This window comes from Sphingobacterium litopenaei, from assembly GCF_014692495.1.
Taxonomy (GTDB): Bacteria; Bacteroidota; Bacteroidia; order Sphingobacteriales; family Sphingobacteriaceae; genus Sphingobacterium; species Sphingobacterium litopenaei.
In genome coordinates this window covers 14,245-30,939 of sequence record NZ_JACOIJ010000013.1, presented here as the reverse complement: position 1 = coordinate 30,939, position 16,695 = coordinate 14,245, and the positions used below count along the sequence as shown (strand labels likewise).

14 protein-coding genes are annotated in these 16,695 nt (G+C 35.5%); 7 read left to right on the top strand and 7 right to left on the bottom strand.

The genetic code is table 11. The features are described from left to right. Positions 1-2 precede the first annotated feature (2 nt). Positions 3-1,601, top strand: coding sequence for an ABC transporter ATP-binding protein (locus H8B04_RS08550; protein ID WP_223815335.1), 1,599 nt, complete (start codon positions 3-5; stop codon positions 1,599-1,601). Positions 1,602-1,677: 76 nt separating this feature from the next. On the opposite strand, the gene H8B04_RS08545 is transcribed toward H8B04_RS08550, so the two are convergent. Beyond that, positions 1,678-3,237, bottom strand: coding sequence for a PorV/PorQ family protein (locus H8B04_RS08545; RefSeq protein ID WP_190302079.1), 1,560 nt, complete (start codon positions 3,235-3,237; stop codon positions 1,678-1,680). A gap of 69 nt (positions 3,238-3,306) precedes the next feature. Next, the gene (locus H8B04_RS08540; protein WP_165290863.1) at positions 3,307-4,584 is read right to left on the bottom strand and encodes a hypothetical protein; all 1,278 of its coding nucleotides are present in this window, start codon (positions 4,582-4,584) and stop codon (positions 3,307-3,309) included. 172 nt (positions 4,585-4,756) lie between these two features. On the opposite strand from H8B04_RS08540, the gene proS reads away from it, so the two are divergent. The 4 genes from proS (at position 4,757) to H8B04_RS08520 (ending at position 8,704) form a co-directional block, all read left to right on the top strand. Further along, a complete protein-coding gene (proS, locus tag H8B04_RS08535; RefSeq protein WP_190302078.1) occupies positions 4,757-6,229 on the top strand; it encodes a proline--tRNA ligase in 1,473 nt (490 codons plus the stop codon). 80 nt (positions 6,230-6,309) lie between these two features. Continuing rightward, the gene (locus H8B04_RS08530; RefSeq protein WP_165290861.1) at positions 6,310-7,083 is read left to right on the top strand and encodes an NAD-dependent epimerase/dehydratase family protein; all 774 of its coding nucleotides are present in this window, start codon (positions 6,310-6,312) and stop codon (positions 7,081-7,083) included. 9 nt (positions 7,084-7,092) lie between these two features. Beyond that, the gene (locus H8B04_RS08525) at positions 7,093-7,920 is read left to right on the top strand and encodes a DUF3658 domain-containing protein (protein WP_190302077.1); all 828 of its coding nucleotides are present in this window, start codon (positions 7,093-7,095) and stop codon (positions 7,918-7,920) included. Between the two features lies 1 nt (position 7,921). Then, on the top strand, positions 7,922-8,704 hold the full coding sequence (locus H8B04_RS08520; RefSeq protein WP_165290859.1) for a TIGR02757 family protein: 783 nt from the start codon (positions 7,922-7,924) through the stop codon (positions 8,702-8,704). Positions 8,705-8,740: 36 nt separating this feature from the next. On the opposite strand, the gene H8B04_RS08515 is transcribed toward H8B04_RS08520, so the two are convergent. From H8B04_RS08515 to H8B04_RS08495, 5 genes are all read right to left on the bottom strand, one after another. Next, a complete protein-coding gene (locus tag H8B04_RS08515) occupies positions 8,741-9,178 on the bottom strand; it encodes a GNAT family N-acetyltransferase (RefSeq protein WP_165290858.1) in 438 nt (145 codons plus the stop codon). Continuing rightward, positions 9,175-10,173, bottom strand: coding sequence for a type I glyceraldehyde-3-phosphate dehydrogenase (gene gap, locus H8B04_RS08510; RefSeq protein WP_165290857.1), 999 nt, complete (start codon positions 10,171-10,173; stop codon positions 9,175-9,177). Before gap ends, H8B04_RS08515 begins: the two co-directional genes overlap by 4 nt. A 5-nt stretch (positions 10,174-10,178) precedes the next feature. Beyond that, a complete protein-coding gene (locus H8B04_RS08505; protein WP_223815334.1) occupies positions 10,179-10,802 on the bottom strand; it encodes a TlpA family protein disulfide reductase in 624 nt (207 codons plus the stop codon). Between the two features lie 145 nt (positions 10,803-10,947). Next, positions 10,948-13,935 (bottom strand): protein translocase subunit SecDF, encoded by a 2,988-nt coding sequence (secDF, locus tag H8B04_RS08500; RefSeq protein WP_190302076.1) that lies wholly within the window; start codon positions 13,933-13,935, stop codon positions 10,948-10,950. A 206-nt stretch (positions 13,936-14,141) separates the two neighbouring features. Then, positions 14,142-14,618: a hypothetical protein gene (locus H8B04_RS08495; RefSeq protein WP_190302075.1), complete on the bottom strand. Its 477-nt coding sequence runs from the start codon at positions 14,616-14,618 to the stop codon at positions 14,142-14,144. Between the two features lie 287 nt (positions 14,619-14,905). On the opposite strand from H8B04_RS08495, the gene guaB reads away from it, so the two are divergent. Both guaB and H8B04_RS08485 read left to right on the top strand, forming a co-directional pair. After that, positions 14,906-16,381, top strand: a complete 1,476-nt coding sequence (gene guaB / locus H8B04_RS08490) for an IMP dehydrogenase (protein WP_165290853.1) — start codon at positions 14,906-14,908, stop codon at positions 16,379-16,381. Positions 16,382-16,505: 124 nt separating this feature from the next. Then, complete coding sequence (locus tag H8B04_RS08485; RefSeq protein ID WP_165292614.1) at positions 16,506-16,622, top strand: 30S ribosomal protein THX; 117 nt, start codon at positions 16,506-16,508, stop codon at positions 16,620-16,622. The last annotated feature ends 73 nt before the right edge of the window (positions 16,623-16,695 follow it).

Below are 16,695 nucleotides of genomic sequence, written 5' to 3'. Positions count from 1 at the left end.
GCATGCATATCATAGGGATTATTTCTGCCATCTTGTTAGGAAAAGAAATCATTTATTCGCTGGTACAATTCGGCCAGAAGTTTTATGGGGAGAAATTAAAAATTATGATTGCCCGGGACTTTTCGCAGACTATTGTCGAGAAGATTCTGACCTATAGAATGGCATTTTATACCACCGAGTCCAATGAATCAGGTAAATTACAAACGCGTATTGATGCTGGAATTAGTTCATTGACACGTTTGGTGCAGAATTTCTTCATAGACATTTTACCGCTTTTTACGACAGCTATTGTAGCTTTGGTATGCATGTTTTTGGCCAACTTTTATGTTGGTCTTATTGGACTTATTACCGTTCCTATTTATTTCTATATTTCTCAATTACAGGCCACCAAATTATCTGGTTTCCGTCGTAATATGCGGTTTTTCAGAGAGAATAAAAGCAATCAAATTATCAATCTTATTGATTCTATCACGGTAATCAAATCCTTTGTGCGAGAAGGCGAAGAAGCCGAACGTCATCGTAAAATTCAATACGATATGACGGAAAATCAAATGTCTACACGCAAGACGAGTTACCTTTTCGATAGCCTAAAAAGTTTTGTGGAGCAGATCGGTATCGTATTGGTAATTATTCTTACAGCATATTTTGTGCTGGATGAGCAAATGACGCTAGGGGCAATTATGTTTCACATCATGTTATTTAACAATGTTTCTGCCCCAATCAGACAACTGCATCGTATATATGATGAGGTGAATGATGCTTTGATATATTCAGAAAGCTTTTTTGAAATTTTAAAGGCTGACGATCAAAAAGAATTAACAGGATATTATAGACCAACAAAAATTACTGGTGCTATCGAAATGCGTCATGTAGATTTTGAATATCCCAATGGAACACCAGCCTTGTACAATGTATCAATGCGTATAGAACCTAATGAGATTACGGCTTTAGTTGGCTTGAGCGGAGCGGGCAAAAGTACCGTTATTAATGTTTTGGATAAGTTTTACTATCCTACATCGGGCGATATTTTTTTAGATGGAGTGAATTTAAAAGAATACGATACAAAATTTTTGCGCGAGAATATTGGCTTGGTCCTTCAGAAAAACCACATTTTCAAAGGAACTATTGCGGATAATATCCGCTATGGAAAGATTACAGCATCCCTTGAAGATGTGATGGAAGCTGCGAAGAAAGCGTATATCCATGAACAGATAATGGAATTGCCAAAAGGATATGATTCCGAAGCTCATTTATTATCCGGAGGACAGCAACAGCGTATTGCAATAGCCAGAATGTTTTTGAAAAATCCTCCGATTATATTTTTGGATGAACCCACGGCCAATTTGGATGCTATAGCGACAGAGCAAATTAAAAATAGTCTTGATGCGATCAAAGTCGGGCGTACAGTAGTAATCGTATCTCATTCCATTTCCCAAATAATTGACGCTTCTCATATTATTGTGATGGAAAAAGGTAGGGTAGTGGAAGACGGAACACACGATGATTTATACGATCAAAAAGGAACTTATCATCGTATTTTTTCCGCTATGGCGAATAGCCTGAATATTCAGAAGATTACTAAAAGTATGCAGGATAATTAATGGATGAATCAAAGGAACCCAAATAAAAATAGCGAAGTAAATACTCCGCTATTCGTTGATATAAATTGAAAATTATCTAAAACTTAGCTCCAATAGTAAACAATGCATTTGTGCGTTGAAGTTTTAAATCTGCGATTGGTTCAAAACTTCCTCTATCGTACCAAAAATCACTTAACACATAAGGTGCAGCGCTGTAAGAATTAACTTGATGTACAATAGCTATATCAGCATATAAGGTGTTCGTCAATTTGAAACCTAGACCAACACTACCACTAACATTAGTTTCTTCAGCATATTTGTAAGGATTGCCTATAAAGTTGAATCCTGCACGTCCACTGATAATATTATTAATCAAATATTCACCTCCTAAACGAACATTCACTGCACCTTGCAGCTCATCCTTGATAATATCATTCATATTTTGGAATGAGTTAAATCTTGAAGGATTACTGTATCGTGTAGTATTGTAGGTTATATATTCCATTTCTGCACTAAATAATCCTCGATTAAAGAATTTAGTAGCGCCTAATGCGAATTTCCAAGGCGTAGTTAAGTTATAATCTTGATCACTTGAGTACAATTTTGACTCATAAGTGTGAAATGAATTATTAGATCCCATATCAGGAAAAAAACTAACATCAGTAAAGGCGTCAGTAGTTTCGCTGATGCTTAACAACGTAGGAGTGGTGATTGTTAAGCCAATATTCCAATCGGTAGCAGGCTTGTAGATCATACCTAATTTAAAGTCAACACCTGAACCTTCACTAATTTGAGAATAATCATCTATTAGTTGATAGCTTTTATCTCCAAACTTTATATAATCAGCAGAGGTCGGGTCAGCGAAATCAGAATTTGGGTTGTCCTTTGCTACATCTACTGCAAGTTTTGTCAAACCATTTTCTTCAAATATCTTACTCTTTTCATATTTAAAGAATGACAAACCTAAAGTACCTCCGATATAGAATTTATTATTATAGTTTGCACCAAAAGCGAGAGCAGTATTACTATGGTAACCTTTTGTTAATAAATCATTAACTTGATCTTTATCATAGCCTTCTTCTGCTAAAGGGAAGTATCCATCTGCTGGATTAGCAAATTTTTCAACAAGATAACTATTATAAAAATCATTTTCAAAGCCTTTATCTTCAGCCATGATGTCTGTAAGATTATTTACATAGGATGTTTCATTATTTATTCCATTGTAAATAATTGAATTATTGAAATTCTGCTTTTTATTGTAGCTGATTCCCATATTAAAATTTTGCCAGCCTGCATACCCCGCTATCTGATTTCTATTGGGAAAATTAAAAACTACACCAGCTTGCGAAACGCCAAAATTTCCTTTATTACTATTAGAATTAGTGCCAAGGAAATCGGCCTTATTGCTGTTCTGTAAATAGTCAAAAGTAATGCTTATATCAGAGCGGCTGAAAAATCCAAGACCTGCAGGATTACCATTTACCGCAGTAATATCACCTCCTAGAGAAGTTTGTACATTTCCCATACCTTTGATTCTGGCTGAAGCTGGATTATCATCTTTAGAAAAAGAAACAGCATCGTCTACGGATTGCGCTTGAGCATATCCCCAAAAAGCGCTAGACACAAAAACAGAAAGTATAATTTTTTTAATATTCATGAGATTATTAGTCAAAATAAGGTTAAAGAAATGCCAGCTCATAAGAGCTGGCAAATATTTTTATTAATGTTATCTTCTTGAAGAACGCGAGCTTGAGCCCGATGAACTTGATCCAGAAGACGAGCTTCTTGATGAAGAACCTGAAGAACTGCTACCTACTGATGAAGAAGAACTTCTTGAAGAACTTCCTACAGAAGAAGATGAAGAAGAAGAGCTCGATGGTGTATATGAACTTCCTCTGCTACTGCTAGAAGATGAACTTGAACTTTCTCTAACACTTCTATTTGTTGTTGTAGATCTATTCGTGTTATCCGATGATGATCTCGACGAACGGTCTGTAGTAGTAGATCTAGTAGAAGGATATGTTGTAGTTGTTCCTCTTTCACTTGAAGTTCCTCTCTGGATAGTAGTACCTCTAGAATTACCCGAATTAGAATTTCTATCTGGAGTTACACTGCGTGAAGAAGTACCTCTTTGTATAGTTCCTCTTTCAGTAGTACTAGATGATCTTTCTGATACGCTACGTGAAGATGTTCCTCTTTGTACAGTACCATTTTCTCTGCGTGTAGTGCTAGTACGTGATGAACCTTCAGTATTTCTAGAAGATACTCTTGAACCTGTCACTATGCGTCCGCTTGCATCTCTGCTTACACTGCGAGAGGATGTTCCTGCTGTAGCTCTGTTAGTTGATCGATTATTAACCCTTGAATCGTATGAGCCACGATTTGTCGAGCGAACAGACGTATAAGTAGGGCGAACTCTATAACCATTTCCATAACCTACATTACTATATCCGTAATAAGGATGTCCCCAATGATTGTAATAAGAGTTATATCCCCAATACGAACCATAATAATATGGATTACCCCAGCCCCAACCGTATGAATAGTAAGGATTTCCCCATCCAAAGTTATAACCGAAACGTCCGTATGGATAGCCCCATCCAAACCCTAGTGACCAATTAGAACCCCAGCCCCAATTAGACCATCCCAAACCCATTCCACCATAACCATAGCCAAACCATGGATCAAAGAATGGATCATAATATGTCATACCTGGAGAAGAATAATAAAATCTATTGATACGATTAGCGTATTCTAGATCTTCATATCCATCCTCATAATATTCTTCATCAGAATATTCATCGGCATAATAATCATTATTTTGTTCTGTATATTGTTCGTCCGTATAGTAATAATCTGGACTTTGATAAGGTTGATCAACATTAGCCTGACGATTATTGTACATGTCATCTTTGTAAGCGATTTGCTTACTTGTTGAACATGAACTAATAGCCACGGCTATTGTCAATGCTAAACCACCTAATACTATTCTATTCGCTTTCATAATATCTTTATCGCTAGTTGTTGTAGATAATCCAACGTCTTTTTATTATCTTAGACGCGAATTTTAACAAAGGTTTAATACCTCTAATCAAAAATATAAATAAATTTTTACAGCGCGAGAATATGTGCTTTTTTAACATATATTTTCCGATTTATAAGATATAGTTTAAGCAATGAGTAAAGGAATAACAAGTCGTAGTGAAGATTATTCACAATGGTATAATGATCTGGTTATCAAGGCGGATTTGGCGGAGTATTCTGCAGTCAGAGGTTGTATGGTGATAAAACCTTATGGTTATGCTATTTGGGAGCGTATGCAAGCTATTTTGGATAAGCGGTTCAAAGAAACAGGACATAGCAATGCATATTTTCCCTTGTTTATTCCTAAATCATTTTTCTCCAAAGAAGCTTCTCACGTAGAAGGTTTTGCTACGGAATGTGCGGTAGTGACACATTATCGTTTAAAAAATGATGGTAATGGAAATATTATCGTAGATGAAGAAGCGAAATTGGAAGAAGAATTAATCGTTCGTCCTACTTCCGAAACTATTATTTGGAATACATACAGAGGCTGGATTGAATCATACCGCGATCTTCCTATTTTGGTAAACCAATGGGCGAATGTGGTACGTTGGGAAATGCGTACTCGTTTATTCTTGCGTACGGCTGAATTCTTGTGGCAAGAGGGGCATACAGCGCATGCGACTTCGGAAGAAGCTGTTGCTGAAGCACAACAAATGTTGGAAGTGTATGCTGAATTTGCGGAGAAAACATTAGCTGTTCCAGTTATTCGTGGTAGTAAAACGGAATCAGAACGTTTTGCAGGTGCATTGGATACATACACTATCGAAGCGCTAATGCAAGATGGTAAAGCATTGCAAGCTGGTACTTCTCACTTCTTAGGTCAAAATTTTGCTAAAGCTTTTGATGTGAAATTTACATCGAAAGAAGGAAAGCAAGAGTACGTATGGGCTACCTCTTGGGGCGTTTCTACGCGTTTGATGGGTGCATTGATTATGGCGCACTCGGATGACCAAGGTTTGGTATTACCTCCAAAATTAGCTCCAATTCAAGTTGTAATCGTACCGATTTTCAAAACAGCAGAAGAAAAAGCAAACATAGATGCTTTTGTAGATAATTTAAATGCAGAGTTGAAAGCGCAAGGTATTTCTGTGAAATACGATGACCGCGATACACAACGTCCAGGTTTCAAATTCGCGGAATGGGAATTGAAAGGTGTTCCTTTGCGCGTTGCGATTGGTGCACGTGATATGCAAAATGGTACCGTAGAATTAGCGCGTCGTGATACACAAACTAAAGAAACTGTTTCACAAGAAGGTTTAGGTAATCATATCGTTACCTTGTTGGATCAAATCCAAGATAATATCTTCCAAAAAGCGTTAAATTTCCGTGATTCTCACATTACAGAAGTAAATTCTTACGAAGAATTTAAAGATGTATTAGAAAATAAAGGTGGTTTTGTTTCTTGTCATTGGGATGGAACACCTGAAACAGAGAAACGTGTGAAAGAAGAGACCAAAGCTACTACACGTTGTATTCCTTTAGACTTCGCAGTGGAAGATGGCGTTTGTATCTTTACAGGTAAGCCTTCGAAAGGCAGAGTATTATTCGCAAAAGCATATTAATTTTTATTAAATAAAAATTCAAAATTTCATATCCGGAGAGCAAAGATTATTTCTTTGCTCTTTTTGTTTAAATTAGCTAGATGAAAATATTGATTTTAGGTTGTGGTTGGGTAGGAAAAGAGGTGGCAAAATATTATGTCGAGAAAGGTTGGCAAGTCTTCGCTACATGTACTTCGCAGGAGAAGAAGAATTACCTTTCTGCATTAGGTTTGCATGTTGCGGTAGTTAATTTTGATTTGAAAGATTCTAATTCTGAATTCCCCACTACCTTTGATTATATTTTAAACAGTGTTCCTGCCAGTTCTAAGAATTCTGTAGATGAAATATCTAATCGTTTTGAACATGTTCGACAATACATCGATAACCTAAAATTTCGAAAGCAAATCTATTTGAGCTCTATAGGGATCTATCCGGATCAGGATGGTGTTTTCACAGAAGACTATACTGAAGATTTGAATGAGAGGTTGTTAGTCGCAGAGCAAAAGGTAGAGTTGACAAATTCTCATATTTACCGTCTTGGAGGATTATTTGGAAAGAATAGAATTTTTGCCAAGTATTTTGCTAATCGTATCTGTATGACAGGCGATCAACCGGCGAATTTTATTCACGTAGATGATGTAGTGGCGTTAATCACAAAGGGATTTGACTCACATCTACATTATCCAATTTATAACCTTGTAGCACCAGAACATCCTTCTAAAAGGGATGTAATTTTAGCATCCGCTAAAAAATATGGTTTTGACTTACCCTTATCATTCAATTCTGAGAATTCTTTCCAAAAAATAGTTGATGGAAGTCTTATTATTAAGGAATTAAAATATAGTTTTAAGCATTCCTCCCCTGTAACCTTTTAAACTAATAATATGGTAAAAGAATATCATATCGTTTATGGCGAAAATTCATTAAATAATTTAATGATAAGCGATGTTATTGATTTATCAAATGAGAATATTAAATTAATTACTTTATTAGATACATTAGTATTAGGTCCTTTGTATGATTTAAAGACATTAAAAGGAATTAATGAACGTATTAATTGGTTTGAAGAATTTTTTCAAGAACCTGATTCTTACTATCACAGAGAGATAAAAAGCAAGGAACTCGCTGACAAACTAAGTGAAATAACTTCATTAGATACTGTTTATATGTGGCTAGGTGATGATGGTAATGAATACATATGGAAAGCAGCTACATTAAATTTTTTGAAGGATAAAAAAATCTCTATTTACACAGTCGATTGGGAAAATATTTCTTTTAATAACCATAATGGATATGATGCAAAATTGTTTTCATTGTATGTCTGTACATCGGAAAACATACAGCTTGCAAAACAATATTTTAGATTAATAACTAATAATGAAAAGCTATTTTTTGAAAAAAGTTGGGAGAAGTATTTAAGAAACAACTCCAATTTGAGAATTTTAAATAATCAAAATGAGATAGAAGAATCAAATATTACATATTTTGATGATATATTAATAGCGCATTGTACTCCTGAATTTCAGTTTTCCTTCAAAGTAATTGGATTAACCATTGGTAATATGTATAATGGATATAATTCTAATGGAATAGGTGATTATTTTTTAATAGAACGATTAAAGCAACTTTGCTATGAAGGTCAGTTACAAATGCGAAATCAAGAGCATGGTCAGCGAAATGGACATATATTTGAAGTGGCTTTAGTAAAATAAAATGTCAGATTTTAATCTTAAAGAATTTTTGGATAGCAAGGTTGAGGAATATAATCAACCGAATTTTATACCCAATGATCCGATTTGTATCCCGCATCTTTTTACTAAAAAGCAGGATATAGAAATTATGGGCTTTATCGCATCGATATTAGCTTGGGGACAACGAAAAACCATTATTAATAAGTGTAAGGAGTTGATCGAGCGAATGGGCGGAAGTCCATATGATTTTATTATGAATCACAAGGAGGAAGATTTGAGATCTTTGTTGGGCTTTAAACATCGTACGTTCAATGATACGGATCTGCTTTATTTTGTAGAATTCTTTCGTTATCACTACAGCCGTTTTGATTCCTTGGAAGACGCTTTTCTAATAGGGCAGGAAAATTTGAAACCATCAGAAATTTCCATAGAAAAGTCTTTAAATGAATTCAAACTCTATTTCTTTTCGCTACCAGATTTTCCATTACGGACGAGAAAACATGTGAGTTCACCTGCTCAAAAGTCCACATGTAAGCGATTAAATATGTTTTTGCGCTGGATGGTTCGCCAGGATGATAAGGGCGTAGATTTTGGAATATGGAATAGAATTGCGCCATCCCAATTGATATGTCCTTGTGATGTACATGTAGAGCGTGTAGCACGTAAATTCCATTTAATAACATTGGAGAAATTGCAATGGAAGGCTGCTGTTGAATTATCGGAAAATTTGTATCAATTGGATGAATCGGATCCTGTAAAATATGATTTCGCTTTATTCGGCTTAGGCGTGGAAGGGGAGATGTAAACAAAAAAGTCATTTCCAATGAAATGACTTTTTTGTTTATCCAATATATTTAAACATTTCACGATGAGGACCGATGCCTGGAATATCAAACTCATCGGACATAAATTCGAATCCTAAAGCTTCATAGAAAGGAAATGCTATTGTGCGAGCATTGAACCATAGGTATGCTATACCCAATTGATTTTGAAGATGTGAGATACAAGCATTCAGCAATTCAGCAGCATAGCCTTTGCGTCTATGATCGGGATGTGTAGCCATTCCACGAAGACGATAAGCATCTTTCGGAAGTTTACCGTGATTTTCCTTCATACAAGTTAAGATGCAAGTTAACTCAATTTCTTCGTTATAATATCCTAGATGGAAGGTTGTGGGTAATGTATCATGATCAAACATACATTCTGCCTCTGGAAATCCGTTTCGTAAGACTAAAGAGCGCAAAGGGAGTGTTTGCTCTGCAGAAATAAAACGTATCATCTTTTGCTTAATTTCTCTAAAATATCCACAAGACGGTTAGAATATCCAAATTCATTATCGTACCAACCCACTACTTTTACCAAACCACCTACAATAGATGTTAACTGCGCATCAAAGACACAAGAATATGGATTGTTAATAATATCCACAGAAACTATGGGGTCTTCTGTATAATAAAGTACCTGTTTTAGTTCGTTCGCAGCAGCAACTTTGAATTTTTTGTTGATTTCTTCTACCGTAGTTTCTTTACTCAATGTACAGGTAAAATCCGTCAAAGAACCATTCAAAACCGGTACTCGGATACCTGCTCCACCTAATTTACCTTCTAAATGCGGAAATACATTGGTAATAGCTTTAGCAGCTCCTGTAGTCGTAGGAATGATAGAAGAAGATGCAGCACGTGCTCTACGCAAATCACGGTGAGGAGCATCATGTAAATTCTGATCACCTGTCATGGAATGCACTGTCGTAATATAGCCGTCATTGATAACCCAGTTTTCATCTAAAATCTTTACTAAAGGTGCTACATTGTTGGTTGTACAAGAAGCATTTGAAAATAGGGGAGTATTCCAATCGAAATCTTGGTCATTAATGCCTAATACGACTGTTGGTACTTCCTTATCTGGAGATGGTGCTGAAATTATGACTTGTTTAGCTCCAGCCTCCAAATGTTGTGATGCTTTTTCTTTTGTTGTAAAATGCCCGGTGGACTCTACAACAACATCAATATTCAAATTTCCCCAAGGTAGATCCGCAGGATTTTTCTCCTGGGGCACTAAAATTTTATGCTCATTAATATACAGGTATTTTTCATCAAAGGTCACTTTCCCTTCGAAAGGCCCATGCACTGAATCATACTTGAATAGATGAGCTAAGGTAGATGTACTTGTTAAATCATTAATAGCAACGACATCAATATTTTCTAAATTTCGCTTTAGCAAATTGCGAAGCGTGTGTCTTCCAATTCGACCAAAACCATTTATTGCTATTTTCATTGATTTTATTTTGTGTATTCTTTTATGATTTCTTCGATTTTGCGATCACCATCCCAATAAGACTGTAATTTTCCTTCAGCTGTGTAAACATAGTTAGCTGGGAATTGCTTAGGAACGTGAATTTTTTGGATGAAATCTTGGTTTTTGTCGTATAACACTTCAACATTTGGCTTGCCAACCAATTCTTTTCCAAAAGTTTCTAAGAAATTTGCCATCAATGCTGGATCATTCATCGAAACGAAATAGATATTTATATTTTTAAGCTTGGCGTAATTTTTAGCGATTTGTCCTGCTTCCAATTGACAATGGCCACAGCTTGGATCGAATAATATGAAAGCTGATTTTTTGCCCTTTGGAATGTCCTGCTGTGTATAGCTGATGCCTGATTTTACTTTATAGAAGGTGAATTCTGGCAAGACAGGAGCTGGGGCTTTTTGAGATAATTCCTCTACTGTCTGTTGTTGCGCTTCTGCTGTAGTGGCTTCAGGACTGTGTGTGCTATGATCGTGTCCACTGTGATCATGGCCTTCATGATTTTCTACTTCAGTAGCTGTATTCGTATTGTTAGTAGAATTAGAACAACTCGAAAATCCAAGAATAGTACTTAATATTAGAGTTGAGATCATCATTTTTTTCATATAAATAGTTCTTTACACAAATCTATAAAAAATAACACGGTCTTCAGGAAAACTATCTATTTATGATGAATTTGTGATAAACGAAAAAGGCTATCCAAATGGATAGCCCTTAGTTTTATTTTTGAAGTTGTTAAAATTATGGAGTAACAACTTTTGGTTCTACAGCTTTTGGTTTAGATATACTGTTGTTGTTTTTACCTAAATCGTAAACAACAGGTGAAGCCAAGATAATAGATGAATAAGTACCAACTACGATACCTACTAAGATTGCAAACGCAAATCCTCTGATTACTTCACCACCGAAGATAAACAACACTACCAATACGAATATAATTGTTAAAGACGTAATAATCGTACGAGAAAGAGTCGTGTTGATCGCGTGATTCACTACATCTCCAAAATATTTATTTGTACCTAATGATTTGTTAATATCTTCACGGATACGGTCAAATACAACCACGGTGTCATTCACGGAGTAACCCAATACTGTTAAGAATGCAGCTACAAAGTGTTGGTCTATATCTAATGAGAAAGGTACTATTCCATCTAATAAAGAGAATAAACCTAACAAGATAATACCATCGTGAATAGTTGCAACAGCAGCACCTACTGAATATTGCCATTTGTGGAAACGTACAAAAATATAAACAGCAATAATTAATATAGAGATAATTGCTGACCAAGCCGCTCTATCAGTAATATCTGAAGCGATAGAAGGACCAACTTTTTGAGAAGATAAGATTTCGTATTTATTACCCGAAATTTTTTCTAAACCAGTATTCAATTTAGCTAATACCTCTGCATCCGCTTCATCCGAAGTTTCTGTGATATGATAAGTGGTAGTAACACGAACTTGATTCGCACTACCAAAAGTTTTTACTTCTGTAGTGGATTTGAATTCGTTATCTAAGTTTTTACGAACTTCTTCCAAGTTAACTGGTTGCTCATAACGTACCGTGTACGTACGACCTCCTTGGAAGTCCACACCCCAACTAAATCCTTTTGTGAAGATAGAAATCAAGGATACAGCAACTGCAATTATCGAAATTGTATAAAATAATTTACGTTTTTTGATGAATTGGAAATTCGCACCCAATAACGTGTTTGCTGACCAAGGGAAAGATACATTAATCTTCATATCTCTTTCAAGCATGAATTCGAAAATCAAACGAGAGATAAAGATTGAAGTAAATAATGATGTAATAATACCAACCATCAAGGTAGTAGCGAAACCTAAGATAGGTCCTGATCCGAAGAAGAATAATACCACACCTACTAAGAAAGTCGTAATCTGACCATCTAAGATAGATGGTAAAGCGTGCTTGTAGCCATCTGCGATAGCTTGACGAATACTTTTACCTCCACGGATTTCTTCACGAATACGTTCGTTGATAAGGACGTTGGCATCTACCGCTGTACCCATTGTCAATACTATACCCGCGATACCAGGGAGTGTCAATACCGCATTCAAGGAGGCTAAAATTCCTAATAAGAAAAATACGTTAAAAATAACGGCAATGTTTGCAGCCCAACCTGCTTTATTGTAATACGCTACCATGAACAACATTACAACTACAACAGCGATTAATGATGAATTCAAACCAGCGTCGATAGCAGCTTGACCTAAAGAAGGTCCTACGATAGCTTCTTCAACGATTTTAGCAGTAGTCGGAAGACGTCCTGATTTTAATACGTTAGCTAAGTCTTTTGTATCTTCAATAGTGAAGTTACCCGAAATTGATGAGTTACCACCTGCGATTTCTGATTGTACAGTAGGGGCAGAGTATACTACATTATCTAATACGATAGCGATAGCTTCTTTCTTTTGAGATGCTTTAGCCGTAACTCTTCTCCATTCTTTAGCACCATATGAGTTCATTTTCATACTTACTACAGGAGAGTTAGTTTGAGGATCAAACTCATCTCTGGCATCTGTAATTACATCTCCAGATAATACTGAACCTGTTTCTCCAGCGCCAACTTTGATAGCATATAACGATAATAAGCTAGCACTTTGTTCAGGTTTTACTGCCCACAATAATTTTACGTTAGCAGGGATTAACGCTTTGATTTCAGGTCTTTCAAAATAAGCATTTACTTTAGCTGTATCTTTCAAAGCAGCGATACCTATCTGTGCACCTGGAGCTAACTGTTGTTGACCATCAGGAGTTTGATAGATAGAAGGCATCAACACGCTGAATAATGGATTTTGAGCAGCCATGTTTGCTACTGCAGCAGATGAATCTGTTTTAGCAGCTTTGTTACCACCTAAATTCGCTAATAAGTTTTCTTTTTTAGTTGTATCCGTTGCTGCTGTATCCGCTTTAGCTACTGTATTCTCAGTAGATTTTAATGAAGAAGCTAAAGTTCTATTTATATTATCTAAAAGAGGATAAATCTGACCGTTGTCATGAGTTTCGTAGAATTCTAGCTTAGCAGATCCTTGTAATAATTTACGAACACGATCCGCGTCGTTTACGCCTGGTAATTCGATTAAGATACGGTTTGTACCTTGTTGAATTTGGATATTAGGAGATGCTACACCAAATTTATCAATACGTGTACGTAATACTTTAAATGAATTTTGGATAGCATTATCTGCTTCTATTTGTAAGAATTTCTTTACGTCAGCTTCTGAGCTGTTGTTAGAAATAAAGTTTGAATTATCTTTAGTAGCAAAGAATGAAGCTAATGTTGCAGAAGCACCACTTGCTTTATATTCGTTTATAAATAAATCAACAATAGATGTATTAGTTGATTTACTTTTTTGAATTGCTGTAGTTAACGCATTGTTGAATTTTTCATCTTTTGGATTGTTCGCTAAGTTACGAATCAACTCATCCAATGAAATTTCCATTGTTACGTTCATACCGCCTTTAAGGTCAAGACCCAAAGGCAACTCTTGTGCTTTACATTCTCTGTAGGTAAATTTAGCTACGCCTAAATTATACACTACTTCCCCAGCGATAGAATCTAAATACGCTTTTTCTTTGGCAATATCGCCACCTGCGTAAGCTTCAGCATCTCGCTCTACTTTCCTAGTAACAAATGTAAATGATAACGCGTAGAGACAGGCTACTGTCAATACGGCTACCAAAAATTTAATCAGCCCTTTGCTCTGCATTTTCTTATTCGTCTATTAATTTGATATAGTTTATGTTTTTATTACGATGTAATGATAAAAATATTTACCAAGATTCGCAAAGGTATAAAAAAAATACAGAAAGAAAACAAAGGAATGAAGAGATTAACTATATAAGGATTATATAGTTACAGGAAAGAAAAAAAATATTAAAGGGAACCATTTGATTCCCTTTTTTAGCTTATTTCTTATCTAAGAACGTATTTAATACCAAATGTAAAGCCATCTCCATGGAAATGTGCATCATTGTTTAATCTTAAATAAGGTTTATAATCTAAGTGCATAGCAAATGGAATTGTAGGGATTTTGTATTCTAAACCAATTTGAGGTCTTAATCCAAAACCAGTATCGCTATCACCTTTTCCTGTCCAGATATTTACTTGTGCACCAACACCCGCGTACCAGTGTAAACCATCAGCTCCATTGATAGGTCTTTCGTATTGCCAGTCACCACCTAAAGTTACCCAATGATCACCAAATGCTGCTTGCAATTGCAATGCTTGTGGACCATTTAAAGCTGTTTTGTATTGGATACCTACGTTAGCACCATCATTACCATCGAATACAACACCTAGTGCTGATTTGAAAGGAGTTTGTGCTTTTGCTTCATTAGCTCCGAAAGTCAAGGCACCCACTGCAATTAAAGATAAAAATACTTTTTTCATAATCTATAACTTGTTTTTAAGAACGAACTTGAGGTCAATCCTGAGTTCAGTGTTTAATTTTTATTGTGATAAAGCAAATATGTTGCCAAAGTATTTGAAAACTACGTATAGGTTAATATTAAAAATGGGATTTTAATTTTTTGTACTTATTATCCTTCTCTTAAATTCATGTCATTTGAAAATTAAATTATAATGTTGTAAGGATAGATAAGTATTTTTTATTAGTAATTATTAAATTATTTTGTATCTTTGTCCGGCAAATAGAAAACCCAAGAAAGGTATTTGCCATGCAATTAGATCCACAAAAATTCGTAGCTGAAGGTCTTACTTATGACGATGTATTATTAATACCAGCTTATTCAGAAATATTACCTAGAGACGTAGATACTAGTACTTATCTAACACGCAAAATCAAATTAAATATTCCTTTAGTATCAGCTGCAATGGATACTGTTACTGAATCTGATTTGGCTATTGCTATAGCACAAGCAGGTGGTATCGGTATGTTGCACAAGAATATGACGATCGAACAACAAGCTGCTGAAGTACGTAAAGTGAAACGTTCGGAAAGCGGTATGATTCAAGATCCTGTTACTTTATTAGAGAATGCGACTGTTGGTGATGCTTTCAGTATTATGAAAGAGCACAAAATAGGAGGTATTCCAGTTATTGATGGCGCAGGTAAATTGGTAGGTATCGTCACAAATCGTGATTTGCGTTTCCAAAAAGATATGACTAAGCCTATTAAGGAATTAATGACTAAAGATAATCTTGTTGTAGCTCCAATAGGAACAGACTTAGTGAAAGCTGAAGAAATCCTTCAAAATTATAAAATTGAAAAATTACCAGTTGTAGACGGTAATAATGTACTAAAAGGACTTATTACTTTTAAAGACATTCAAAAATATAAACATTATCCTAATGCGGCTAAAGATGGACATGGTCGTCTTTTAGTAGGTGCTGCTGTAGGTGTTACAGCTGATACTATTGATCGTGTAGATGCTTTGGTGGCTGCAGGTGTGGATGTCGTTACCATTGACACTGCACATGGTCACTCATTAGGTGTAATCAATAAATTAAAAGAGGTAAAAGCTAAATATCCAGAATTACAAGTAATTGTGGGTAATATTGCTACAGGAGCTGCCGCAAAAGCATTAGCAGATGCAGGTGCAGATGGTGTTAAAGTCGGTATTGGTCCGGGTTCGATTTGTACAACTCGTATTATTGCAGGGGTAGGTGTTCCTCAGTTGTACGCCGTATATGAAGTGGCTAAAGCATTAAAAGGTACGGGAGTTCCTTTGATCGCGGATGGTGGTATCAAACAAACTGGTGATATTGCGAAAGCAATTGCAGCTGGTGCGGATACAATTATGGCTGGTTCATTGTTCGCGGGGGTTGAAGAAGCTCCAGGCGAAACCATCTTATTAGAAGGTCGTAAATTCAAATCTTATCGTGGTATGGGGTCTGTAGAAGCTATGGAAAAAGGTTCAAAAGACCGTTATTTCCAAGATGTAGAAGCAGATATCAAAAAATTAGTACCTGAAGGTATTGTTGGCCGTGTACCATACAAAGGAACATTGGCTGAAGTTGTTTACCAATATATTGGTGGTTTGAGAGCGTCAATGGGTTATTGTGGCGCGGCAAGCATTGAAAAATTAAAAGAAGCTCAATTTGTACGTATTACTGGTGCAGGTTTGAGAGAATCGCACCCACACAATATTCAAATCACGAAAGAAGCGCCTAACTACAACAGTAGAGGTTAATCTTTTACTTTATAATATTTTTAAAAGCCTAGATATTTCTAGGCTTTTTTTTGCTCTAGTTTTTAATAATTATTAAATTAGTATCTCAAGTAATCAATTTATATTCACTAATTCAGTTTTAATTATGGGAAAAGGAGATAAAAAGACAAGACGTGGAAAAATTATTATGGGATCTTATGGCAATAAACGACCAGGGAAAAATGGACTAAAGAAAAAAGAGACTGCTGAAGAATCAAAATAAAGCAACCCAAAAGGTTGCTTTATTTATGTTTTAATTTTATTTTTTTATTAAAACTCTTGTTTTAATTTTATAT

Coding starts and splice junctions, on each gene's coding strand:
- H8B04_RS08485 (WP_165292614.1), top strand. CDS start 16,506: ATGGGAAAAGGAGATAAAAAGACAAGACGTGGAAAAATTATTATGGGA.
- proS (WP_190302078.1), top strand. CDS start 4,757: ATGAGTAAAGGAATAACAAGTCGTAGTGAAGATTATTCACAATGGTAT.
- H8B04_RS08530 (WP_165290861.1), top strand. CDS start 6,310: ATGAAAATATTGATTTTAGGTTGTGGTTGGGTAGGAAAAGAGGTGGCA.
- H8B04_RS08495 (WP_190302075.1), bottom strand. CDS start 14,618: ATGAAAAAAGTATTTTTATCTTTAATTGCAGTGGGTGCCTTGACTTTC.
- H8B04_RS08505 (WP_223815334.1), bottom strand. CDS start 10,802: ATGATGATCTCAACTCTAATATTAAGTACTATTCTTGGATTTTCGAGT.
- guaB (WP_165290853.1), top strand. CDS start 14,906: ATGCAATTAGATCCACAAAAATTCGTAGCTGAAGGTCTTACTTATGAC.
- H8B04_RS08550 (WP_223815335.1), top strand. CDS start 3: ATGCATATCATAGGGATTATTTCTGCCATCTTGTTAGGAAAAGAAATC.
- H8B04_RS08525 (WP_190302077.1), top strand. CDS start 7,093: ATGGTAAAAGAATATCATATCGTTTATGGCGAAAATTCATTAAATAAT.
- H8B04_RS08515 (WP_165290858.1), bottom strand. CDS start 9,178: ATGATACGTTTTATTTCTGCAGAGCAAACACTCCCTTTGCGCTCTTTA.
- H8B04_RS08520 (WP_165290859.1), top strand. CDS start 7,922: ATGTCAGATTTTAATCTTAAAGAATTTTTGGATAGCAAGGTTGAGGAA.
- H8B04_RS08540 (WP_165290863.1), bottom strand. CDS start 4,584: ATGAAAGCGAATAGAATAGTATTAGGTGGTTTAGCATTGACAATAGCC.
- gap (WP_165290857.1), bottom strand. CDS start 10,173: ATGAAAATAGCAATAAATGGTTTTGGTCGAATTGGAAGACACACGCTT.
- secDF (WP_190302076.1), bottom strand. CDS start 13,935: ATGCAGAGCAAAGGGCTGATTAAATTTTTGGTAGCCGTATTGACAGTA.
- H8B04_RS08545 (WP_190302079.1), bottom strand. CDS start 3,237: ATGAATATTAAAAAAATTATACTTTCTGTTTTTGTGTCTAGCGCTTTT.